The organism is Actinophytocola sp., assembly GCF_049647105.1.
GTDB lineage: Bacteria > Actinomycetota > Actinomycetes > Mycobacteriales > Pseudonocardiaceae > Actinophytocola.
Genome location: NZ_JBARWZ010000277.1, coordinates 1 through 23,388, shown reverse-complemented (window position 1 = coordinate 23,388; position 23,388 = coordinate 1). Strand labels below are relative to the sequence as shown.

Sequence of the window (23,388 nt, the reverse complement as noted above, 5' to 3'; positions counted from 1 at the left end):
CCTGTTCCAGCGTGAAATGGGGTCATGCGCTGCTCCAGCCGCGTGGCGTCGCGGCCGGGTACCGGACGGTGCGGCTCGATGACATTCGCGGCGAGGCCAACCGCTCGCGGATGACGGGCGGGCCGTCAGTTGACGATGTCGCACGGCCCTGCGGATCCAGGCCGCCCCGCTGGTTAAGAGCCAGCGGTCGGTCGTGCCGCCCAGTGTCGGGGGCTGTCGCCGCGTACCGTTTCCGCAGGTAGCTGGCGTTCACAGCTGTCGGCCGATGTCGGGTCGTGCCGGTCCAGGCCGCCGCCGCTGAGCACCCAAGGAGCATCCGCGTCAGCCATCAGGCGCGGAGCAGGTGGGCGGTAGGTTCGAATCTGCCGGTGCGATTCGTACGCACACTGGACGGGTTTTGAATGAGTCCTCCATAGGAGGGATGACCAGCAGAAACAGTGCGCGATCCGCTAGTTGGGGGGCGAAACCTAGCTCGGCGTTCACCCGCGTACGCCACAGCCAGCCCAGGAACACGGCAGCCGACACTGTGATGAGAAGGAACCCGCTCAAGAAGGCGAGATCGAGTAATTCCTGCACGTCCCTGGCAGCGTAGTACGACAGTTTCCCGCCGTCGGCGTCCAGGTAGCAGGTCCAGACCGACCACGCGAACGTGGCCCTGCCGACCGCGACCACGCCGACCGACCAGCACCGACGCCGCCAAGCCCAAACCCAACAACGGTCTCGGCTCCGTGTCACCTGAGGGGCCTCCGGGTTCCGGACAGGAACCTAATAGTTTTGTCCTGTCCGGAAGTTGAGGGAGTGCACGTGGTCCACCGAAGTCCGTGTTCGCCGGAGTTTCGCGAGGAAGCGGTCCGGTTTGCGTTGCGGTCGAAACGGCCGATCGCCGAGACGGCACGCCGATGATCATCAAGCTGTGATCAACGAGAACCCTTGCCTGCCAACACATCCAGACCAGGATGAAACGGCTCATCAAATCATGAAGGCGAGGGCCAGCAACAGCGGCGCCAGCACGAGCAGAACGTATCCCTTCAAGCGAGTCTTGTCCGCGGCGATCAGCTTGTTCCTGGCCCTGCTGCGTAGCAGGTACTCGGGCTGCCTGGACAGGATGAAGGGCCCACCGTCGAGTGGTTTGCCGATGGTGACGAAGTGTTCGTCCGCGTCATGCGCCTCGCCGTGCACGAAGATCGTTGTGTCGACCGGCAGCGCGCGCTCCGTGTAGACCAGCCCAGTTGTGACGGATTCATGGCCCGGCGCCGGGCCATGCGGTTCGACATGCTCCCGCCGAGAGTGCACCTTGGGAGCGCCGATGATCTCGACGTCGGCCGCGCGCACGAGCAAGGTGCCTGTTTCGTCGGTGAGAGTGAAAGCGCTCCGACTCCAGTCGTGACCGATTCGCTCGGTTCGGTCGTGCCGCTCTCCCTCGATCCACTCCGTGTAGTGCCGAATCTTCTCGCTTCGCCACCACACACACTCCACGCCGCTGTCGGGGGCGGTCAGCAACCCGTCCCTGCCTGGGCCGACCGCCGCGACGATCCCCACCTGGCGGCGCAACCCAATCCCGATCTCCTCACTGCCCTGACGCAGCGCCTCGATCTCCTCGACCGTCCACGTTTCGGTGCCCGGCACCGGATCAACCACCGGCGGCTCCCCGTGCAACCGCTCCAGGACCCACACACCCGAAGCGGCCGACAAGACCGCCCCCAGCAACATCGCTCCTGTCAACGCCCCAGACACTCCCCGCCCCCTCAGATCGAACCCAGTCCACCCCATCAAAGCATGTTGAGCTTCCCCCTAGCCTGGACCTGACCTGAGGTGTCTGTCGTCGTGCGGTCGAGTTGGCTCGCGAGGGGAACAACCGGTCGCCGAGCTGGCGAAGGATCTGGGAATCAAGCGAGTCCTATCACCGCGGACACCCCGCCGCACGGCCCGGACCACGCCAATTCACCATCGCATAGAGATCTCAAACACGTTCGAAGTGGGACTACTCCGCGCGTCGACGCACCGGATGCCCACCGACGCGAGCTGCGATCACATCTCTGGTGCTGCGGCTCGCCAGGGAGAACCACGGTGGGGTCATGGGCGGATCCAAGGCGAACTGGCCCTGCTCGGCCACAGGATCGCCAGCTCGACGGTCTGGCAGATCCTGCACGACGCGGGTATCGACCCGGCGCCCCCAACGGAAAGGCGACTTTTGCCCTCGCGGACCAGGAAGAGGGACTGTCCCCCAACGGCTCTGGCGCACTTTCGGTGGTGGTGATACCCGAGGAGGATGCGGTGGCGCAGGAGGTCGATGCCTCGGGCGAAGAAAAGTGCGTGGGGGGAGGTCCACCTCGCGTGCGGCGATGGTCCATGCCGCCAAAACGATCATGACCCCCACCGCACCACCGAAAGTGCGCCAGAGCCGTTTGGGGGGACAGTCCCATAGCGCGCGGTTTCGGACGCGCGCCTCGCCGCAAGAGAGCGCGTTGGGGGCTGAGTTGGCTATGTGGCGCGGTTGTGTTGTTCGGTGATGGTTTGTTCCAGTGTGGCGAGTCGCTGTTCTGTTGTGGCTCGTTGTTCTTTGGTGGTGGCGGTTTCGAAACCCCTGAGCGTGTGGAGGTATTCGGTGGCGGTCGCGACTCGTTCGTGAGGGGTTGGAGGGGTGCTGTCGGAGGCGAGGAGGTTCGCCAGTCGGTTGAGGCGGGTGTTTGTGGTGTGCCAGGTGCGATGGAGGGCGATGGCGCCGAATACTGCGAGTCCGAGGGCGACCAGCAGGGGTATGACGGTGATGAGGTCGTCGGTGAGGTCGCCGTTGTCGGTTGGGTTGCGACGTAGCGACGGGTGCCGTGTGTCGAATGCTCGTACGTATTCGGCGAGGTACGCGGTCCGGTCGTCGCCGGTTGCGAGGTAGTTGGTGGTGTCCCGCACGTCGCGTAGCACAGCGGGGTCGTAGAAGGAGCCATCGTGGACGCAGTCGACGATCGGGGTCTCGGGGTAGGGGTTCACCACGACCACGATCACGTCGGGTAGTTCCTCGGCGATCTCGGTGCACATCGTGGGGAATCCGGCGATGGCCACCAGGGGCCGGTCGCCGACGATCTCCCTCGCTTCCTCGGCGTCGAGAGCGGAACTGATGTTGGAGAGGGGATAGGTGTACACCGACGAGTACCGAAGCTGGTGGGCTGCGTTCTGCGGGGTGTACTTCTCCTCATCGGCGGGGTCCGCGGTGAGAGCGAAGACACAGATGTGGAAGGCGATCAGGCAGGCGAGGTAGACACCGGCGCGCAAGGAGGCGCTACCCCGCGGACGCGCGGTGGGCTCGGGTGCCGCATGCCCTCGGCTGGATTCCCGGCGGCTCTTCTCGCGGCTTCTTTTGCCCACGGGACGTGAACCTGACCGCACACGATCGGTTTTCACTTTCCCGGGAGTCCTGGGTTTTCCTTCGGTGGTGGCGTGTTGGTGCGCCATGTCCGGCCCGGAAGCGGCCGCCAACTGGACCGTCAGTAGCTGCACTCGCAGATGCGCCTTGGCCCATGCCATCCGTATCGGCCCCACGTCCGCCGCGTGACGGTGGCGGATCAGCAGCCACCCGCCGACGACGGCGATCAGTAGGGCGAGCCAGAAGTACACGGTGTCCTGGATCTTGTCCCACTCCGTTGGCGCGTAGAGCGGTCGTGGCGGCGGGCTGGCTTCCCGGTCCAGGACCGCGGTGACCAGGTCGGCGGCATCGGAGCCGAGGAGGCTGCCGCGGCGCAGCAGCATCAGCCCGTAGATGGCGTCCCGCGCGGTCGCTGCCCGGGTCGCGCCGGGACCGGCGAACTCCAGCCACGCCCCGGACGCGACGACGACCATCTCATCGGGATGCTGGTCCGCGAGCGCGGCGGCGTAGCCGGTCACGGGGGCCGGCCGGGCAGGCAGCGTCACCAGCCGCACACCGATGTCGAAATGGTCGGCCCGCAACCCGCCCGCCAGCGCATCGGCGGCGGCCAGGCGCTGCGGTATCGGCGCCGCAACCCCCAGGACGATGTCGGTGACGTCACCGGACGCGAGCACCCACGGCAACGATTCACGCTCGACCCGCACCGTCTCACCTTGCTGCGCGATCCACCAACCCTCGACGACCGTCAACCGGACACCCTGGCCGCTGGCCCAAGCCCACAGCGGCTCCAGGTCATCCGGCAGTCCGGCCGCCGGCGCCAGCACCACCCGATCCCAGGTCGCCAACCGCCCGACATCGACAGACGTCACCGCGCCCGGCAACCGCACGACCTGCTCCCGCTCCAACCGCGAGACCACAGAGCCGACATCAGCCCCAGGTTGCGCGGCGACCGGCTGCCCCGACACCAGCAACACACAAACGACCGCGAGCACCACCCCTACGACACGCGCACCCAACAATCCGAAACCCACAGATTCCTCCACATGCGATGACATCGGGCCTCGCGCCACGATTGTTGCGCCAAAACCACAGACAGCGACTACCGCACATCGCATGTGCGTACATGGCGCGAGCCCGCTGATGCCCGGCCGGTGGGTTTCGGCGGCGGGCGCGATCGAGTTGCCGAGGTACGCACGACGGACGGGCTGACGTTTCCGCGGGCGCTGGTCGACGAGGTCGTCGGCGTGGACGCGCTGAACCCGATGACGGCGACACCCCACGATGCAGTCCGGAACGTGTGTGGTCGGCGCCGACCGTTCGCCGAGCTGGTGTGAGCTAGCCCCGAGCTAGCCCGGGTAGTGGTCCCCCGTAGACGTGGACCAGCCCCGCGCGTGCGGGAACGACACCCCGGGTGCCACCTACACAGCTTTCTGACGACATGTCTGCTGGTTCCCACCGGCGCGTTGCCAGAGGCGTTGGTAGCGAGTCGATTCGTGTCCCTCAAGGCATCCCTGGTGTGTGGGCTACCAAGTCGACATCGTGCGTGCGTAGATCGGCGAGCCGTCGACACGCCGGGCCTGGCTCTGGAGTTGCTGGCTGGCACCGGCGAGACACGCTGCGGCGGGCGATGCAGTCGTCGTCGTGGGTCCCGTGGTCAGAATGTGGCGATCGGGTTGACCGGGCTGCCCGAGGTACCGGCGAAGCGGACGGGTGCGACTGTGAGGTGGAAGTCCCACTGGCCGAGTTCGGCGGCGGTCGTCGCGCATGCCTCCAGGTCGCAGTTGTCGAGTAGCCACAGACCCATCGCGACGAGGCCTACGGCGTGAACCGGCATCAGGACGTCTTCGTAGCCCGACGGCTGAACGTCCTGTGGGGTGTCAGCGCCGATCAGCGCGACGCCTCGTTCACGGAGCCACGGCAGGCAGGACGCGTGCCAGCCGGCCTGTGTGAACCAGCTGGTCGCACCGGCCTCGTGCCGGACCCGGCCATAGCCGGTCCGCAGGAGTACCGCGTCGCCGGATCGCACCCGCACACCCTGGCGACGCTCGGCTTCCTCGAGATCGTCGGGAAACACACCCTGCCCCGGTTCCAGCCACGGCACATCGCGGACCCTCGCGACGTCCAGCAGGACACCACGCGTGATGATCCCGTTCGCCGCCGCCGTGACGGCCGCCCACGCCGATCCGGTCGCGGCGTCGACCAACGAGTGCGACCGCCCGTTGTACATCGTGCCGTCCCAGAAGAGGTGGCACGGCGAGTCGACGTGGGTGAGGGTGTTGCCGTGGAACGTGATGCCGAGCCGCTCGGACGAAAAGCCCCAGCGCCGGTCGTTGCGGAATCCGGGCAGCGGCATGTTCTCGGCACCCGGCATGTCGGCGGCGCATGGGCACGTCGTCGTCGACCGTTCCATGTCTTCCGGTACGGCAACCTCCCATGCGCACGACACGCTCCTGCCGTGGCGCACGGCCCGCGCCGCCGCGATCCGGACGTCGTCGGTGATGTGGTTCAGAGTGCCGAGTTCGTCGTCTGTGCCCCACCGTCCCCAGTTCGACAGCGTGTCGAAATACCCGAGCACGTCGTCCTGTGTGGGCATCGGTCGCCCTGCCGTCATCCCAGCATCGCCTCCTCCGGTCACGCGGTCCGAGGCACCAAGGCCCGCTGAACTGCCATGACACTAGAGCAGCGGGCAAGCAGTCGGCCGGTCACGAAGTAGGCACGGCTGACCTGTGGTGCTGTGGCACCGGTAGCCGTTCATACTGCGTGCGAGGTACTGCTGGTGCGGTCACGGAGGCGGGTGGTGAGGCCTCTCTTTCTCAAACACGCTCTCGGATCGGAGCGGAGGGTTACGGGAACCTTTGGTGCACCATAGGCACAGCAGTTCTCGCCTTCCCCGTCGGGAAGTCGTCACAGAGCCGCTGTAGATCCGTCACAAGGATCGCGACGTCGACGATGGGGTGGACTACTACGCCGGATCAACTGAGAGCGGCATCTATTCACGTATCAGCGGCCTCGCCAATGGGCGGCGGTCACGGTCCATGAGCCTCGGATCTGTCGCCTCTGATCCTGGCTGGCCGGTGCGCTGGCGTTGACAGCCAGTGTTCCCTCCCTGCGAACGCCATTGAAGGCCGCACCATCCGCAGTGTGGCCAGCGCGACTCCCAAATGCGTCGGCCTGACCAATGACGGCAGCACGGCCAACGGAAACCGGCTGGTTTTGTGGGACTGCCACGAAATCCCGCTCGATATTCCGTATAAGACGCACCTCAACCTGCGGGGCATAGCCTTCGAACTCGCCCACGAGTGTGGTTGGTGGTGCCCAGCTGATGGTCCATCACGGCTCCGGACGGCATCCCTGGCAGTCGTTCAGTGATGTGTGGAAGGTGTGGGCGTAGTCGGAGGGAGCATCGTCTACTCGTTGGGCTGGCGTCGTTTGTCGCGGGTGTAGATGATTGCTGATTTGCCGTCGCCGGGGCTGCGGCGATCCAGCTCGAACAGTGTGGTCGCGGTGATCAGGTCGCTGAGTTTGGCGTAGCCGTAGTTGCGGGAGTCGAAATCCGGGCGTTGCTTGGTGATGATGTTGCCGACGGATGCGAGTGGAGCCCAGCCATCGTCGTCTGAGGCTGCCTCGACGGCGTTGCGCAGCTGGTTCACCAGTGTGGTGTCTTTCTTGAGTTGCGCGGCGGCCGTGGCTGCTTTTCGTTTGGGTTCGGCTGCTGGTGGTGCGGTGGGGCCGTGGGTGTAGGTGAGGTTTTCGGTGTAGATGAACTTGTCGCAGGCCGCGACGAACGGTTGGGGTGTCTTGCGCTCGCCGAATCCGTAGACGGTGAGGCCGGATTCGCGTAGTCGTGCGGCGAGTCGGGTGAAGTCGCTGTCGCTGGAGACGATGCAGAATCCGTCGAAGCGACCCGAGTACAGCAGGTCCATCGCGTCGATGACCATCGCCGCGTCGGTGGCGTTCTTCCCGGTGGTGTAGGCGAACTGCTGAATGGGCTGGATCGACTGGGCCAGCAGATGGTCCTTCCAGCCCTTGAGACTGGTGCCGGTCCAGTCGCCGTACGCGCGTTTGACGTGCGCGGTGCCGTACTTGGCGACCTCGGCCAGCAATCCTTCGGTGATCGACGGCCGCGCGTTGTCCGCGTCGATCAGTACCGCGAGCCTGGCTGCGTTCTCTCCGGCCATAGGTCAGGCACCTCCTCGTAGTCGTCGAACCCAAGTGGCGGCGGGGCGCAGCCACCGTCCCGTTGGATCATCCACGGCCGGGTGGTTCGCTCCGATGAGCCACGCCGCTGACCAGCCCGCATGTCACTCGTTACCGTGACACGCGCCCGTCGGCCACCGTGCTTAACGGCGTCCTGCTGCGTCAGGTCACCGCCGAGAAGCACATGGATGCGGTGATGAACGGCGCACCCGGTGCGGTGCGGAAGGCGATCTCCGCGTTGCCGCCGGTCTGGCCGCAGCCAACGCCGATGATCCGGCGGCCCTGCGAGTGGCCCGGCGGCTCCCGACTGCCGGAGGCGGCGGGTTTCTGCTGTTCCCGACGATCAACTGCTCTGGCTGGTGCGAGTTCTGCGGGCCCTGTCGTGACGATTGCGTCGGCTTCCCGGAATGTGCCGTGGGCTCGCGACGGCGGCTGGTGCGGGTTCACAACCGCCGCGGCCATTCAGGATCCGCTGGAGGAGCGCGCGAGTTGGCTCAGTTCTTTGTCGAATCGCCCGAGTTGCCGCTGCTCTTTCGATCCCGATAGTGCCGTCACGGGCTTCGTTGGCAGGCTCGTTGTCGAGCCTCCCGACGCACGGCGGGTACGTGGTGACCGCGTCAGGTAAGTCATCCCGAGGCGGGAACAGGAATTCTGGTGGCACGGTCGGGTTGTCATCGCCAGAATGAACCGCTGGTACGGCGGCTCGCGGTCGCGGGCCGCGTGCGATGACGAGCCGGGGCGCGGACCGGTCGCCGAGTGCGGGCAAGGTGATGAGGCCCTCGATGGCCTCGGTGAGCGTGCCAGTTCGGCCGGAAGAATCAAGGCATCTTCCGACCGACTCTCGCGACGCCGGATTCAGGTCAGGTGCCGACGATGGCGAGTACGTCTTCGGTGATGGACGAGGATATGGTGCCGAGTCCGGCTTGGCACAGAAGCGGTATGCCGCTGCCGTTGACGGCGACGGCTTCGAAGACGAGCACGACCATGTCACCGGCGTACCGTCCGGCGGTGACGATGCCCTGAGCGGTGCTCAGGGTGGCGGAGGTCTGCCATCCGGTGAAATGAAGGGTGGAGGTCGCCGATCCGACACCGCCGGTCCACGTCAGCGTCCGGTCTGAGGGCGGCAGACCGGCCAGCACGTTCAGGCATGACAAGGTTGCGGTCGTGCCGAACGAGGCGACGGCACTGCTTCCGTTGATCGTGCAGGTGTAGCTGCTGGCGGCGCTGAAGTTGACGCTTTGTGCGGTCTGTGTGAGGGCAGGGGAGAAACTCTGATTGCTGGTGCCGGTGCACGCCTCCACACTGACGTCCGCGGACGCGCCTGCCGCCGAAAAAAGGATCCCCGCGGCGGCGGTGGACACTGCCACCATAATTCGGACAATCCATCGTGTCATGATTGTTCCATTCGTGCTGCGCTAATTGTTTTGGGGCCAGGGTAACCCGGCTGAGCAGGTAGAAGTGCCCGTGTGCCGCTATGCGGGACACGAATGTTCGAGCAGGTTGACGGGAGAGGGTCGTGTTGCGCGCCAGCTAGCCCAGTCGATAGCCGAGAAGCTGTGTCGGTCGCGGTGGCCCGCCACCCATCATCTTGCCGATCACGCTGATTATCCGGCGGTTGGACTGGCGGCCCCTTGGTTGCCCGCCGCGGCATGTGCTGATCGAGTTGTGGTCGTGACGAAGGCTGTGCGGCGAAAGGGTTTCATGGCGGATCGTCTGGTCGAATCGATGGGATCCCGAGTATGCCCGGGTCGCTCGGGATGTGGCCGGCCGCGCTTCGACGTCTTCGCGGAGATGCTGTGCCGCGAGGTGGCAAACCGGGTTTCAACCGAGGAGGTATCCGCCCATCATGGGGGCACTCGATGATATTCCGCCTTCTATGTTGGGAGTGGTTGTGTTTCGCGCATTGCGAGTAATGGTGGCCGCGGTGGTGGCCTCGGCGGTGGTTGTGCCGATCGGAGCCGGTGTCGCCCATGCGGCACCGTTGGACCTGGTGTGCGCAGGCACGCAGCACATCACCTTCTCACCAGGGCTGACCTTGATTCCCGGACTCAAGTCGATGACCACGAACACGATCTACGCACCGTGTGTGTCAGCGAGCGCTCCGCTGGTGACCGCCGGTGCCAATGCGAGTGCTTTCCAGGCGCCGGCTTCCTGCGTCGACTTGCCGGACATCGGCAGCGGGACGCGAACCCTCACCTGGAACACCGGCCAGACCAGTACGTACAACTTCATCTCGACGACCACGCATGTCGGCGGCAACACCGTACTCACGCGGACCGGCGCCGTCACGGCTGGACTGTTCGCCGGCGACACGGCGGTCGAGGTCATCGTCGGACCGACGGTCAATCTGCTGAACTGCCTCGCCCCACCGGGCATCACCGAGAAGTTCGATGTCGTCACGTTGACGTTCGCGTGACGCACGAGGACCGACACCACGTGCGTACCGCCCAGAGTGGTGCGATGGCAGCGCTGTCGTTGCTGTAGGTGTCGCCGTGCACACCTGCGGCGTCCGTCTCCGTCGCACCACAAGGCCGGTCGTGTAGCCCGACCGACCCACACACACCGACACGGCTGGCGCGAGACGAACACCCCGCACGCTCTCCGGCTCGGCGGGGTGTTCGTCTGTGTCGCGACCCGCCCCCTGAGACAGGCCGCGGACCCTCTGCCGCGCGGCTCTCGCTCAGTGCGGCCATAGGGTGATGACGGTGCGCAGTTCAGCAGCGCGACGACGTCGTCCCGGTATCTCCGTGCGGTCCATTCGAACTCACGGGGTAGCCGGTCACGCCGCTGGCGGGCGCATGGTCCACATCGGACATACCACCGTTTGGTGTCAGGACTCGCCAGGTGATGACGGTCCAGGGCACGGCGAGCAGAAGCGAGCCGGCGATGTCGGTGGGGTAGTGCACTCCCTCGTAGAGCCGTTCGATCGCGACGAGCAGGGGAATCGCCATGGCGATTCCGGCGACGACCCAGCGCCACCTGTGGCGGAGGAGGGTGACCGCGAGTAGCGCGGTGGCGGTGCAGAGCACCAGGGTCGCCGCGACGTGTCCGGACGGGAAGCTCGAGGTGGGCGGCAGGTTCGGGTTGAGCTGGTCGACTTCGGGGCGCTGCCGGCCGACGACAGCGGTAGTGGTGAGGAACAGGGTGATCTCGCCGATCAGCGCGACCACGACGAACAGCAGCGGGCGCCAGGTACGCGAGAGCGCCACGGCGAGCGAGCCGATCGCGAGAGAGCCGGCCACGATGGCCGCTGTGTCGCCAAGTGTCCCGACCATCCGGAGTGGAGTGGTGACGGCGGGATCGCGGTGGTTGGCGAGCCACGCGACGATGGTGTGGTCCCAGCTCAACGGCGGCAGTCCGCCATCTCCGGCGACCAGTTTGCCGAGCCCCACCAGCATGCCGCTCAGGAACACCCAGGCGATCGCGAGAACGCCGATCCCCTGCCACGGGTGCGACAGCGTCGGCGGGTGCCGCCGCGGCACCGGACGCAGGTTGGCGGCCACATCCGAGGGCACGTCCCCAGGCAGGGGTCCGGTGGCCGGGACGTGCGCCTCTCGCCGCCAGCGGTGGAAGGCGAGGGTGGTGAGCAGCAGCCAGAGTGTGCCGAGCAGCCAGCCAGCGAGTACGTCGGTGAGGAAGTGGGCGCCGAGCGCGACCCGGGTGAAGCCGATCGCGACCACGATCAGCACGACCACGACGGTCAGCACCCGGCGGGTGGTGCCGTGCATCAGTGGGAGAACGACCAGCAGCAGCACCCCGTAGGTGACCAGCGAACTCATCGCGTGACCACTGGGAAAACTGAGTCCGGGCACGGTGTAGACGGGCTGGTCGACAACCGGCCGCAGTCGGCCGACGAACTCCTTGACCACGGCGTTGAGGATCATCGCGCCGAACGTGCTGACCGCGACGTAGGCCGCGAGCCGGGGCTGGCGGCGCAGCAGCAACCACAGCGCGCCGACCACCATCAGCCACAGCAGCGTCGCGGTGCCGCCGAGATCTGTCACGCCCCGCAGCACCTCGCCCAGCACGGCGTCGTCGGCCAGCAGGTCGTTCAGCCCGTCGGCCAGGGCGAGGTCCAGCCGCCGCACCGGCTCCCATTCGACCCGAACGAGGGTCGCCACCAGCCCGAAAGCCGCGCCCACCACAACCACCGCGACCAGCGCACCCGCGCTGCGGACCGCGAACCGGCCACCTGGCCCGAAGCTCGGCGTCTGGCCATGTGCCACGTCGTCACCACATCCCCGGACCGCTCGGCATCATCGCTGTCGCGAGATCGGGTACCCCGGATCACGGCCTCGTACGCGGCCTGTCAGTCACGGCCCACCTCATGGCCGGCGTGTGGAACACCTTGCGGACGCGCAGGATGCAGGAGACCTGCGCTCCACTGCGGAGAAACACGCCTCATCAGGACCACCGTCCACACCCGACTCGCGGCTACTTGATACTGGGCAGCAGGACCAGGTCCGGCCAGACATGCGGTCACCGAGCGTCGTGCGACGAGTGGCTGGAAAGGGGTCGGTCTTAGGCGAAGCGGTGACCTCCTTGACCTCATCTTGTTCAGGCAAGGAGAAACTGGATGGCCGTCGCCGTGTAGACGTGCGAGAGAGCGCTCGGACGGGCTGAGTAAGCTCGTCCGAGCGCTCTGGTTGACCTCAGTGTTGTTCGCTGCTGCTGAAGCCGGCGACGATGGCCCCGGCGACAGCGATCACTGCGGCTCCGAGGAAGACCCAGGAGAAGCCGCTCGTCAGGGCCTCGGGGTGGGGGACTCCGGCCTGGATGAGGTTCTCGCTGCGGACGGTCGCGATGGTTGAGAGGACCGCGAGGCCGAGTGCGCCGCCGATCTGCTGGCTGGTATTGACCAGTCCACCGGCGAGGCCGGCCTCGTCATCCGTGACGCGGTCGACCGAGAGTTGTGTGGTCGTGACGAACGCGCCGCCCATTCCGATGCCGATGAGCAGTGACGGTCCGAGGATCTCGGTGAGGAAGTTGGCGTCGGCGGGGGCCAGGGAGAGCCAGAGCAGGCCGGCGGCGAGGACGAGCAGCGACCCGATGAGGGTGCGCTTGGCGCCGAGTGCGCTGATCAGGCTTGGCGCGGCGCCTGCGACGACCACGAGTGCGCCTGCGAGGGGGAGCTGGCTGAGGCCGGTGGTGAGCGCGTCGTAGCCGAGGACGGCCTGCATGTAGACGGACAGGGCGAAGAACAGGGCGACCATAGCGGCACCGGTCAGCATCATGACGATGTTGCCGACTCTGAGATTGCGGTTGCGGAAGATGGTCAGGGGCACCAGTGGCTCGGCGGTGCGGCGCTCGATGGCGACGAACGCGACGCCGAGTGCGACGGCGACGGCGGCGAGGCCGATCGTCAGCGGGTGAGCGAAGCCGACCTGCTCGATGGCGCTGAAGGCGCCGACCGCGGCCACGAGCGCTCCGGTGATCGTGGCCGCGCCGGGCAGGTCGATCCTGCCGCGGGCACGCGTCGCGTCGCGGGTGATCAGCAAGGGGATGACCACGAGGACGAGTGCACCGATGGGGACGTTGACGAAGAACACGGACTGCCAGCCGAGCGTGGCGGTGAGCACGCCGCCGAACAGGACACCGGCAGCCGATCCGATGCCGGCGACCCCGCCCCAGACGCCGAGAGCCTTGGTCCGCTCCTTGCTGTCGGGGAACAGGTGGGTGAGCAGGGCGAGGGCTGCGGGGGCGAGGAGTGCCGCCGAGGCGCCCTGCAGGGCACGTGCGATCAGCAGCACCTCGCTGGTCATGGAGAGCCCGGCGATGGTGGAGGCGCCGACGAACCCGCCGATGCCGGTGAGGAAGACGCGGCGGTGGCCGTAGCGGTCCGCGAGGCGGCCGCCGAGGAGCAGCAGCCCCCCGAAGGGCAGCACGTAGGCGGTGATGACCCAGGACAGCGCCGTGGTGTTCAGGTGCAATTGGTCCCCGAGGACGGGCAGGGCGATGTTGACGATCGAGGCGTCGAGGACGACGAGGAACTGGGCCAGTGCGAGCACGCCGAGCGCGATCCACCGTCGACTGCTGCGGACGATGGGCGCGGCTTCTGCGCGCGGGACGAGGTCGGTGATCATGAGGAACTCCTTGTCGATTCATGTACGGGTCCGGTCACGACGAGCGAGAAACCCGCCGGTCGCCGGATGTGAGTGATTAGCCACTCACTCTTTGGGTGAAAAAAATAGTCAGCGCCTGCGGGAGCGGATGACCTGCAGTACGAAGATCACGGACGACGCCACGATCAGGCTCGCGAAGACCGGGCTCATGTCCTTGGACAGGCTCGCCGCCCGGTCCGGATTGGCGGCCCACCACAGGAACGGCACGGCATAGGTCGCGGTGAGCAGGCCGGCCAGCAGGCGCAGCGTTCGGTTCTTGACCTTCCGAAGCGTGCCGACGGCGATCAGGGTCACCGGGATGACGGCGAGGAAGGCGAACTGCCCGACGACGAGAACGGGCACCGCCCAGGCCGAGTGGACGACGTGGCGTGGAACCGTGCGACTGCTGCCGGTCGGCGTGGCTGTGGTCGTGCTGGGCGTGGCCATGATGTCTGCCTTCTTCTTGCGGAGTGGGTGTGGAGTGCTGATGGGAGTCAGTCGGGGTGGCGGATGCCGTGGGAGAGGATGCGTGCCCACTTGTCCGGGAGGTCGTCGATCTGCGCGGTGACGAGCAGGTGACACAACTGTCCGTAGGCGATGAATCGCTGCACGTCGTCGTCGTCGGCGCCGGAGCGTTGCTTGACGAAGGTGGTGACACGCTCGAGCCCGGCGCGGAGGGCGGCGCCGATCTGGGGAACCTCGGCCACCGACTGGGCGTGCACCTGGAGCATCAGGAGTGCGCGATCGCGGATCAGCTCCGCGTACGCGCCGCCCATCGCGTCGAGAACCCCTGCCGCGCTCTGGTCCGCCGCGCCGTCGGCCCCTTCGGCCAGGGACTCGACGATCTCCGCGAAGCAGGTCTCGAGGGCTACCACGAACAGCGCCTCCTTGCCGGGGAAGAGCTTGAAAACGTAGGCGGGCGAGATCTTGGACTCGCGGGCGACGTCGGCGATCGTGGTGCCGTGGTAGCCGCCGCGCGAGAACTCGAGGAGCGCTGCCCGCGCGACGACGGGGCGCCGAATCTCGGAAGTGGAAAGGGCGGTGGTTCGGGAGGACATGAGAGTGACTGTACATTCACTCACTCCATGACGCAAGCCGCCGGGCGGCGAGTCACTGTCGGTGTCGCCGATGTGACCCTATGGCAGGCCTGCTTCGGCGACGTTCGATGACGGCATCGTCGACGTCAACAGCGCCAGCGCATCCTCTTCTGCCGATGGCTGTAGGAATTAAGGTGCTTCGGTCGGCGTCCTCTGGAACCGTTTGCCCGTGACTCCGACAGACCCTGACGTCTCGGGATGGGTGCCTGACTTCCGCCCGGCCGACGAGCAGCTCGACCGGCAGGCCGCACGACTGCGTGCCTTGTCGAACCTCCGGGTCGTCGAGACGTGGACAGTGTGGAATCTGGAACACGATGAGTGGTTCGCTGGGTTACCCGTTGTCCTCCGTCTGGATCGCGGGCCGCAACTCGAGGTCTGCTGGGAGAAGTTCGACGATCTCTCGATCACGTGGGGCACCATCGACGTGGCACTCACGCCGAGAGGCTGGGTCGAGTGGCCACTCGAATGGCGGCAGGCGGCGCACCCGGCACTCGCGGCGATAACGGGTGCGACACTCGAGACGGTGGCCGTGACATCGTTCAGATTCGTCACCAAGAACGTCAGCGATCCCCGCGACCGACACGCTGTGTGGCTGACGACCGGTCTCTGGCTGGCAACAGATTGCGGCGATCTCCACATCTTCAACGGCCTTGACGAGAACGGCCTGTCAGACCAACCGCCCTCGCGCGACACCGATCACGATTGGCGCCGTATCTGAACGCTCCGCAGCCGCTGATCGTTCTGTCACACCGGCCGCTCCTGCCGATGAGCGGACGGTGTTTCTTTCCGGGGATTGTGGGCTGCTCAGCGCAGTACGGTTGCCAGTAGGTCTGTTCCGAGCGTTGTCAGGTCGGGCAGGTTGAGGGTGTAGCGGACGTATCGGCCGTGCCGTTGGTCGTGAGCAGTCCGGCGCGGCGTGTGTTCAGCCTGGAGTACAAGTTGGCCATGGTCGCCGAGCACGAGAACACCGCCGACGTCGAGCGAGATTACTGGAGAGCTTCCCGGCATGCCGGCAGCGGGGTAATGGGCATGTTTCGGGTTGTTCAAAAATCACCATCTCATCGGTCTCGCCTGTTGCCTCGTCGCAGCTATTCTCTCGGCGAATTGATTGTTGTAGACTCGACGCCTGTAGAGCGTTCTCTCATTTGTATATCGTGCCGGCAGGGGCTGGGCGAACGTCCGATGAGAGGAGCAACTCGTGTTGTTCGCATCAGTCATTCGTCGTGCCGGAAGAAGAATTGCTTCCATCGTGACGGTCGGCTCGTTGGTCGCCGTTGGCGCGCTCCTGTTCAGTACGCCGGCAGCCGCGGCCACCGCGCTGGTCGAGTGCGTCGGATCGAACAAGATCACGTTCTCGCCGCCGCTGACCGGAACCCCCACGTTGACAGCGATCTCCATAGCGAGCAGCAGCACCTGCATCACCGTGGGAAGTCCACAGGTGACCTCGGCGACGATCGCTGTCTCCTTCTTCGCGACCCGGGACTGCGATGAGGTTCTCGACGGGCTGGATGTGCCTGCCTCGCCGCTGCCGCTCACCTGGAACGCAGGCAGTTCGGTTGCCACTGTGAATGTCGCGAACGTCGTCGTGCAGGGTCAGGCGCAGATTTCCACACAAATCGGCACAGTGACCTCAGGCCTGTTTACCGGCGGAACGTTCCTGCGTGAGGCCGTGCTACTCAACCTCGACATCAGCGCAGGCTGTCTCTCGCCCGGCGGTCTCAGCGAGATCGACGGAACATCGTCGATGACCATCGTGGATCTGTTCTGAACTTGACCTAAAGTGGAATTCTTGTCAGTTTCTGTTCACCCATCCGGGGTAGGTCTGAGGCGATCCTGGCTGGGCACCGATTCGCGCTGCTGGGTGGGTCGCCAAATGGCGCGATCACCCCCGGCGTGTTTGCATCCTTGCAGGTAGGCGGCGTGTGGGCATGGCAGAGGGCTGCCCAGACGGCTGCCTGGGAGGCGTGCACATGGCAACGCAGTCTTGGGTTCGGCGGCTGGCCGCGGTGTTGGTGAGCGCCGTGTTGGCGTCCGGCCTTCCCGTGGTGACCAGCCCCGCATTCGCGGCCGCGCAGGACCCCGTGTGCCCCTCTCCCGGTCAGATGCCTCCGCCGACCGGGACCACTCCTCTGTACACCGACTCGAACGTGGGTGTCTTCGTCGGTGGTGACCTCACCGCGACGAACTCGGCAGCCGGGATCGAGGGGCTCCTCGTCGTCGGGGGCGAGGCGATGGTCATGCGGTCCCCCGGCAGCCTCCACGTCGGCACCCTCGCCATGGGCTCACAGATCGTCCCGCCACCCGGTCGCGACATGATGATCGTCGGCGGCGGCCTCGGCGTGGCCGAGGACAACCTGCTGAACATCGGGGCCGGGGCGGTCGACGAGGCGGGCAACCTGTTGGGCGGGAACCTGGCCGTCGGCGGGACGATCACCGCCATCGGCTCGATCGAGACCAACAACGGCGGGATCGAGAACCCGTCCTCGGCCGCCGACCAGTACGCCACGTTCCCGAACACGATCGCCACGCTGTCCTCGAACCTGGCCAGCCTTCCCGGTTCGGCAGGCGCGGTGGCCGGCGGCTGGGTGACCTTCACCGGCGACAACACGATGAACCGGCAGATCTTCACGATCTCCGCCGCCGACCTCGCGGGCGTCGACGCGATCTTCTTCTCGAGCATCGCGCAGGGCCCAGACGGCGAGTACCCGCCGATCATCGTCAACGTCGTCGGCGGCCCGGTCACCGCCCTGCGCCCGGAGGCCACCTTTCTCGACGGTGTGCGGATCGACGACGTGTACAACCCGCACTTCGGCAACGCCGCGGCCGCCATCATGTGGAACTTCCCCGCAGTGACGGACCTGACGGTCGGCGGCACCAACCCGGTGCTCGGCTCGATCCTCGTCCCCACGGCGGACAGTACGGTGACGGTCGGCACGGACACGTACGGCCGCGTCTACGTCGGTGGCGACCTCGTCGTGTCCGGCGACGGCAACGAACTGCACAACTACCCGTGGACCGGCGCCCTGGCCACCGCCTGCCGCGCCACGACCGCCGAGGCGACCAGCACGGCGACGCTCGCCAAGATCCTTACGCCGGGATCGTTCCTGGACTACCAGTTCAACGGGGATGGCCGGCTCGCCCGGTTCCACGGCATGGTCCGGTGCGCGTTGCCGACCGGTGAGGTCGTCACCGAGTACTTCACCGTCCGTGCCAACGAGTCCTTGGACATGGAGGGTCTGCCGCCCAACGCCACCTGCACGGTGACCGAGGATCTCGCGCTGACCGACCAGGACATCACCGAGGGCGACTACGTGCCCGTCGGCATCGGTGAATGGGTGTGGGCCCGTCCGGTGGTCGAGGTCGACGGTGTGGTGACGAACGAGTTCACCACGTTCGAGGGCGGCCAGTCGCGGATCGAGCTCACCAACACGCTTCTCGGCGACTTCGAGCTCAACAAGCTCTCGAACGTGCCGTGGACACCGGAACCCTTCAAGATCATCTGGTCGGCGCGCAACCGCGACGGGATGCTCCAGGACGGCTACGTCGTGAACGATGGCGAGACGGTCGGCGACCGCGCGCCGAACACCGCGCAGGGCACCATGGAGGTGCGTGTCGGTGAGATGGGTGTTCGACCGCGCGACCCCGCCACCGGCAGATTCCTGACCTTCCCGGTCGGCACGGAGATCAACTTCGACGAGGTGTTCCCGCCTCCCATGCCAGGGTACGAGTTCATGGGCATGGACTACTGGCCGCGCCCGGTGGTGATCGGCCCGAATGAGCCACACACCGTGGTCGAGATGCACAACAAGTACGAGCACAGACCGACCGTGATGCACTTCCTCAAGACGGTGGTCGGCGACGGGGCTCATCTGGTCCCGCCAAACGCGGAGTTCAGGGTCGACGTCTTGGTCAACGGCGCGATCACCCACACGCTGACCATCTCGCCGAACAACGGATTCACGCTGTTCATGGACCTGTTCTTTGGCGACCACGTCCAGTTTGTCGAGTCACAGATGCCGTTCATCCCCGGCGTCGTGTGGGGGCCGCCAAACTGGATACCGGGGAACGAGTTCGTCGTCGACAATGTCGAGGAACGAGTCACCACCGTCATGAACGAGGCGCGACTGGCGGAAACCTCGTTCCAGATCCGGAAGCAGCTGGTCGGTGCCGGCGCGCCTCTCGTGCCGAGCGACACCACGTTCACGGTCGACTACACGGTGAACGGCATCGCGGCGGACGTGCCGCTGACGGTCACCGCCGACGGGACGGTCGTGAACAGCCCGGTGCTGCACCACGACGACGTCATCGATTTCGCCGAAGCCACACCGCCAGCCGTGCCGGGCGTCGCGTGGGGCGAGATCGTCATCGACCCACCAACTCTCACGCTGGACGGCGATGCCCCGCCGGTTCTCGTGACGGTCACCAACGAGGCGGTCGCACGCACCGGGTCGTTCCAGATCCAGAAGGCACTGGCCGGCGAAGGCGCGGCCCTGGTTCCGCCGGACACGTCGTTCACCCTGGAGGGGAGCGTGAACGGCGTCGTGGACCCTTCGTTGCCCACGACCATCCTGGCCGACGGCACCATCGTCACGACCGAGGGACTGCCGGAGGGAGCGGTCGTCACCTACACGGAGGTCACGCCACCCGAGATCGACGGGCTCGTCTGGGAAGGGGCCGAGATCAGTCCGCCCTCGGTCACCATCGCCGACGGCGAGACGCCGCTGATCACGGTCACCAACACCTACAGTCTCAGCCCGGCGACCTTCCAGCTCCGCAAGTCGGTCACCGGGCCGGGTGCCGGTCTGGTTCCCGGCACGACGGCGTTCACGGTCGACTACTGGGTGAACGGCGCACCGGCGGCCACCCCGCTGACGATCACGGCCGACGGGACGGTCGTGGACGCACCGATGCTGCGACACGGCGACGTGCTCACCTTCGCAGAAGCCACCCCACCGGACGTGCCAGGAGTGGCATGGGGACCGGGGACCATCGAACCGGCCGAACTCACGCTCGACGCGGAAGCCGACCCACCACTGGTCACCGTGACCAACGAGGCCCTGCTCGCCGATGCCGGTTTCGGCATCCGCAAGGTGATCACCGGCGACGCGGCGTTCCGCTTCGGAATTCCCGAGACGACGGAGTTCACCGTCGAATACACGGTGAACGGCACGCCGGCGGCCACTCCGTTGACGATCACCGCGGACGGGACCATCGTCAACGGGCCGACCCTGAGTCACGGCGACGTGCTCGCCTTCACCGAGGCGACCCCACCGGCGGTGCCAGGGGTGGCATGGGGGACGCCGACCATCGAACCGGCCGAGATCATCCTCGACGCGGAAGCCGACCCGCCACTGGTCACCGTGACCAACGAGGCCACGCCGAAGGCCGCGACCTTCCAGATCAACAAGGCCGTCGTCGGCATGGGTGGCGTTCTTGTCCCCGGCACGACGGAGTTCACCGTCGACTACTGGGTGAACGGTGCGCCCTCGGACACGCCGCTGACGATCACCGCCGACGGGACGGTCGTGGACGCACCGATGCTGCGACACGGCGACGTGATCATCTTCGCCGAGGTGGTGCCGCCCCGGATCGACGGAGTCGCGTGGGGACCGGTCGTTGTCGGGCCCACGGAGCTGACTCTCGACGCGGAGGTCCCGACGCCGTCCGTGCTGGTGACCAACACGGCCGACCTGGCGGCGGTGACGTTCCAGCTCCGCAAGGAGCTCACCGGCGACGGGATGGCCGCGGTCCCGCCGGACACGACGTTCGAGGTGCGCTACTCGGTCAACGGCACAGCCGCCGCCGAGCCGCTCGCCGTGCTGGCGGACGGGACCGTCGTCGACGGTCCGGACCTGTACCACGGTGACGTGGTGACCTTCACCGAGGTGACGCCTCCGAGCGTGCCGGGTGTCACCTGGGGTCAGGCCACCATCGAGCCTGCCGAACTGACCCTCGACGCCGCGGCGGACCTCGTCCCTCTCGTCACCGTCACCAACGAGGTAGCTCTCGACGAGGCTTCGTTCGGCGTGCGGAAGGCCATCACCGGGACCGGGGCCGGTGCCGTGCCGCCCGACACCGAGTTCCCCGTCGAGTACTCGGTGAACGGCGTGCCCGCGGCCGAACCGCTCACCATTCGCGCCGACGGCACCGTCGTCGAGTCGCCGGTGCTCCGTCACGACGATCGGATCATGCTCGACGAGACCACCCCGCCCGCGGTGCCGGGCATCGTGTGGGGCACGCCGGTGATCGAACCGTCGCAGCTCATCCTCGACGCCGAGACCGCATCGCCGCAGGTGACGGTGACGAACGAGGCCGTCCTCGCGGACGCCACCTTCGGGATCCGGAAGGAGCTGACCGGCGACGGTGCCGATCTGGTGCCGCCCGACTCGGCGTTCACGGTGACCTACACGGTCAACGGCACACCGGCCGCGACCCCGCTCACGATCCTGGCGGACGGGACGGTCGTCGACGGCCCGGCGCTGAGCCACGGCGACGTCGTCACCTTCGCCGAGGTCACCCCGCCCGCGGTGCCCGGCGTGGCGTGGGGCACGCGCGACATCACGCCGACCACCCTCACCCTGGACGCCGAGGCCGAGCCCGTGCTGGTCGTCGTGACCAACGAGGCCGTCGAGCGCACAGGAACGTTCCAGATCCAGAAGGCCGTGACCGGATCCGGCGCCGGACTCGTCCCCGGCGACACCGAATATGTCGTGGACTACACGGTGAACGGCACGCCGGCCGCGACCCCGCTGACACTCCTGGCGGACGGCACGATCGTCAACGGTCCCGCCCAGTTGATCGAGGGCGACGTCGTCACGTTCGAGGAGACCACCCCGGCGGACCTGCCGGGCGTCGAATGGGGCGGGGCGACGATCAACCCTGTGATGATCACGGTCGATCCCGACGTCGAGACCCCGCTCGTGGTGGTCACCAACACCTACACCGCGAAGGCCGCCTCGTTCCAGGCGCGCAAGGCGCTCACCGGCGACGGCAGCGACCTGGTGCCTGCCGGCACGGCGTTCACGATGAGCTACACGGTCAACGGCGCGCCGGCCCCCGCCCCGCTCACGATCCTGGCGGACGGGACGGTCGTCGACGGGCCGGCGCTGAGCCACGGCGACGTGCTCGCGTTCGCCGAGGAGCCGCCGCCGAACGTGCCCAACGTCGTGTGGGGAGCGACGACGATCGAGCCGGCGGAGATCACGCTCGACGCGGAGACCACGGCGCCGGTCGTCACCGTGACCAACGAGGCGCGGCCCGCGGCCTCGGAGCTGACGGTGGTGAAGCTCGACGGCGTCTCCCGGGCGCCACTCGCCGGCGCGTCGTTCGATCTGGTGCTCGACGAAGCCGACCAGGTCTACGACGACGTGATCGGCTCCTGCGACACCGTCGGTGCCGATGGATCGTGCACCATCGGCGAACTCGGGTTCGGCACCTACCTCTGGGTGGAGACCGCGGCGCCGGCCGGGTACGCGCTGCCACCCGACCCGGTGAGCGCCCCGATCGTCATCGACGCGTCCAACGCGGGCACCGCCCTGCCACCGACCACCTTCCTGGACCCACGCCTGCTCACCACAATCGCGGTGCGCAAGATCGACGTGGACACCGAGAAGACGTTGGCCGGCGGTGTTTTCGAACTACGCCGGGCCATCGAGGGTGACGAACTCGTCGGGACGTGCACGACCGCCGAGGACGGGGTGTGCTCGATCGGCGATCTCGACTTCGGTGACTACTACTGGTTCGAGTACGCCGCGCCTCCGGGTTACCTCCTCCTCGAGGGCCGCGCGAGTCCGGTGTTGACCGTCGATGCCGGCAACGCAGGCCGGACCCACTCGATCACGGTCACCAACCAGGTGCTCGAACCGGCCCTGCCGCCGGGACCCGATACCCGCGCGGACGACGGTGCGCTGCCCTACACCGGCGCGAGCATCGCGATTCCTGTCGCGATCGGCATGGCACTGTTGCTGTTCGGCGGCGGTCTGCTGCTGGTGGTCAAACGCGGACGCCGCGACCAGAATCAGCCTGGGGCACGCTAGTCGAAGCGGATCACGGCGACGCTGGCCGCGACTCGGTATCGTCCACTCGCGACGATGACACGAACGCCGTGTAGGTGCTCTTCTCGTGTTCCGGATCGGGTGTCCCGTCTTCGCGGAACTCCAGTATCCGGAACTCGTTCACAACGCCCGTTCCGGTGTCGAGTAGCAAGGTGTACCGCTGTGGACGGCCCCACCGCTCGGTGTCCGTGCTGACAACCGCGCTGTGCCGACCGCGCACATCGAACTCGTCCTCGCCGGTGACAATGCCGGGTTTCGTCGCAAGTACCCGCAGGATGGAAGATTGAAGCGTTGGTGAGACCACGCAGGATGCCCATACGTTCCGCACGGCCTCGAACCAGCTGAACGTCTCCCGGCCGCCATCCCGGACAGGCAGCGCGCGTTCCAGAGAATCCAGGTCGCCGGGCAGCCCGCCGAAGTAGGAGAGTCCGCCTTCTTCGAAGTCCATGCTCCGGCCTGCGTTCCACAGATAATCGGGATCTGATGACATGTCTGGTGGCGTCGTGGCAGGTCAGGACGTTGCGACCTAGCGGAAACACCGAAAACGCCTAGTGACACGTTTCGCGTGGCTACCCGCAGTG

Annotated in this window: 15 protein-coding genes; 4 read left to right on the top strand and 11 right to left on the bottom strand. The window is 66.9% G+C overall.

All coding sequences use genetic code 11. The features are described 5' to 3' along the window. Positions 1-969: 969 nt before the first annotated feature. The 6 genes from WBA97_RS32600 to WBA97_RS32575 form a co-directional block, all read right to left on the bottom strand. A complete protein-coding gene (locus tag WBA97_RS32600) occupies positions 970-1,638 on the bottom strand; it encodes a GIDE domain-containing protein (protein WP_424234819.1) in 669 nt (222 codons plus the stop codon). An 843-nt stretch (positions 1,639-2,481) separates the two neighbouring features. Then, entirely contained in the window at positions 2,482-4,350 is a 1,869-nt protein-coding gene (locus WBA97_RS32595) for a hypothetical protein (RefSeq protein WP_424234818.1), read from the bottom strand. Positions 4,351-5,012: 662 nt separating this feature from the next. Further along, positions 5,013-5,969 (bottom strand): cyclase family protein, encoded by a 957-nt coding sequence (locus WBA97_RS32590; protein ID WP_424234817.1) that lies wholly within the window; start codon positions 5,967-5,969, stop codon positions 5,013-5,015. A gap of 796 nt (positions 5,970-6,765) precedes the next feature. After that, positions 6,766-7,536 carry an NYN domain-containing protein gene (locus tag WBA97_RS32585; protein WP_424234816.1) on the bottom strand — a complete coding sequence of 257 codons (771 nt, stop codon included), beginning with the start codon at positions 7,534-7,536 and terminating at the stop codon, positions 6,766-6,768. A 181-nt stretch (positions 7,537-7,717) separates the two neighbouring features. Then, positions 7,718-8,017, bottom strand: coding sequence for a hypothetical protein (locus WBA97_RS32580; RefSeq protein ID WP_424234815.1), 300 nt, complete (start codon positions 8,015-8,017; stop codon positions 7,718-7,720). Between the two features lie 398 nt (positions 8,018-8,415). Beyond that, positions 8,416-8,916, bottom strand: a complete 501-nt coding sequence (locus WBA97_RS32575; RefSeq protein ID WP_424234814.1) for a hypothetical protein — start codon at positions 8,914-8,916, stop codon at positions 8,416-8,418. Between the two features lie 485 nt (positions 8,917-9,401). On the opposite strand from WBA97_RS32575, the gene WBA97_RS32570 reads away from it, so the two are divergent. Beyond that, entirely contained in the window at positions 9,402-9,971 is a 570-nt protein-coding gene (locus WBA97_RS32570) for a hypothetical protein (protein ID WP_424234813.1), read from the top strand. A 298-nt stretch (positions 9,972-10,269) separates the two neighbouring features. Here the strand turns inward: WBA97_RS32570 and WBA97_RS32565 are convergent, their stop codons facing one another. The 4 genes from WBA97_RS32565 to WBA97_RS32550 all read right to left on the bottom strand — a co-directional run bounded on the left by WBA97_RS32565 (position 10,270) and on the right by WBA97_RS32550 (position 14,714). Continuing rightward, positions 10,270-11,781: a phosphatase PAP2 family protein gene (locus tag WBA97_RS32565; RefSeq protein WP_424234812.1), complete on the bottom strand. Its 1,512-nt coding sequence runs from the start codon at positions 11,779-11,781 to the stop codon at positions 10,270-10,272. A gap of 426 nt (positions 11,782-12,207) precedes the next feature. Then, complete coding sequence (locus WBA97_RS32560; protein WP_424234811.1) at positions 12,208-13,638, bottom strand: MFS transporter; 1,431 nt, start codon at positions 13,636-13,638, stop codon at positions 12,208-12,210. A gap of 108 nt (positions 13,639-13,746) precedes the next feature. Further along, positions 13,747-14,103: a hypothetical protein gene (locus WBA97_RS32555; RefSeq protein WP_424234810.1), complete on the bottom strand. Its 357-nt coding sequence runs from the start codon at positions 14,101-14,103 to the stop codon at positions 13,747-13,749. Between the two features lie 47 nt (positions 14,104-14,150). Further along, positions 14,151-14,714 (bottom strand): TetR/AcrR family transcriptional regulator, encoded by a 564-nt coding sequence (locus WBA97_RS32550; protein WP_424234809.1) that lies wholly within the window; start codon positions 14,712-14,714, stop codon positions 14,151-14,153. A 241-nt stretch (positions 14,715-14,955) separates the two neighbouring features. On the opposite strand from WBA97_RS32550, the gene WBA97_RS32545 reads away from it, so the two are divergent. The 3 genes from WBA97_RS32545 (at position 14,956) to WBA97_RS32535 (ending at position 22,789) form a co-directional block, all read left to right on the top strand. Further along, positions 14,956-15,471, top strand: a complete 516-nt coding sequence (locus tag WBA97_RS32545) for a hypothetical protein (protein WP_424234808.1) — start codon at positions 14,956-14,958, stop codon at positions 15,469-15,471. 480 nt (positions 15,472-15,951) lie between these two features. After that, a complete protein-coding gene (locus WBA97_RS32540; RefSeq protein ID WP_424234807.1) occupies positions 15,952-16,521 on the top strand; it encodes a hypothetical protein in 570 nt (189 codons plus the stop codon). Between the two features lie 202 nt (positions 16,522-16,723). Beyond that, entirely contained in the window at positions 16,724-22,789 is a 6,066-nt protein-coding gene (locus WBA97_RS32535; protein ID WP_424234806.1) for a DUF5979 domain-containing protein, read from the top strand. 10 nt (positions 22,790-22,799) lie between these two features. On the opposite strand, the gene WBA97_RS32530 is transcribed toward WBA97_RS32535, so the two are convergent. Continuing rightward, the gene (locus WBA97_RS32530; RefSeq protein WP_424234805.1) at positions 22,800-23,255 is read right to left on the bottom strand and encodes a hypothetical protein; all 456 of its coding nucleotides are present in this window, start codon (positions 23,253-23,255) and stop codon (positions 22,800-22,802) included. Positions 23,256-23,388 lie beyond the last annotated feature (133 nt).

What these genes read in the sequence shown, in the direction of transcription:
- WBA97_RS32560 (WP_424234811.1), bottom strand. Translation starts at nt 13,638, where the DNA reads ATGATCACCGACCTCGTCCCGCGCGCAGAAGCCGCGCCCATCGTCCGC.
- WBA97_RS32585 (WP_424234816.1), bottom strand. Translation starts at nt 7,536, where the DNA reads ATGGCCGGAGAGAACGCAGCCAGGCTCGCGGTACTGATCGACGCGGAC.
- WBA97_RS32555 (WP_424234810.1), bottom strand. Translation starts at nt 14,103, where the DNA reads ATGGCCACGCCCAGCACGACCACAGCCACGCCGACCGGCAGCAGTCGC.
- WBA97_RS32535 (WP_424234806.1), top strand. Translation starts at nt 16,724, where the DNA reads ATGGCAACGCAGTCTTGGGTTCGGCGGCTGGCCGCGGTGTTGGTGAGC.
- WBA97_RS32580 (WP_424234815.1), bottom strand. Translation starts at nt 8,017, where the DNA reads ATGGCCGCGGCGGTTGTGAACCCGCACCAGCCGCCGTCGCGAGCCCAC.
- WBA97_RS32570 (WP_424234813.1), top strand. Translation starts at nt 9,402, where the DNA reads ATGGGGGCACTCGATGATATTCCGCCTTCTATGTTGGGAGTGGTTGTG.
- WBA97_RS32590 (WP_424234817.1), bottom strand. Translation starts at nt 5,969, where the DNA reads ATGACGGCAGGGCGACCGATGCCCACACAGGACGACGTGCTCGGGTAT.
- WBA97_RS32530 (WP_424234805.1), bottom strand. Translation starts at nt 23,255, where the DNA reads ATGGACTTCGAAGAAGGCGGACTCTCCTACTTCGGCGGGCTGCCCGGC.
- WBA97_RS32550 (WP_424234809.1), bottom strand. Translation starts at nt 14,714, where the DNA reads ATGTCCTCCCGAACCACCGCCCTTTCCACTTCCGAGATTCGGCGCCCC.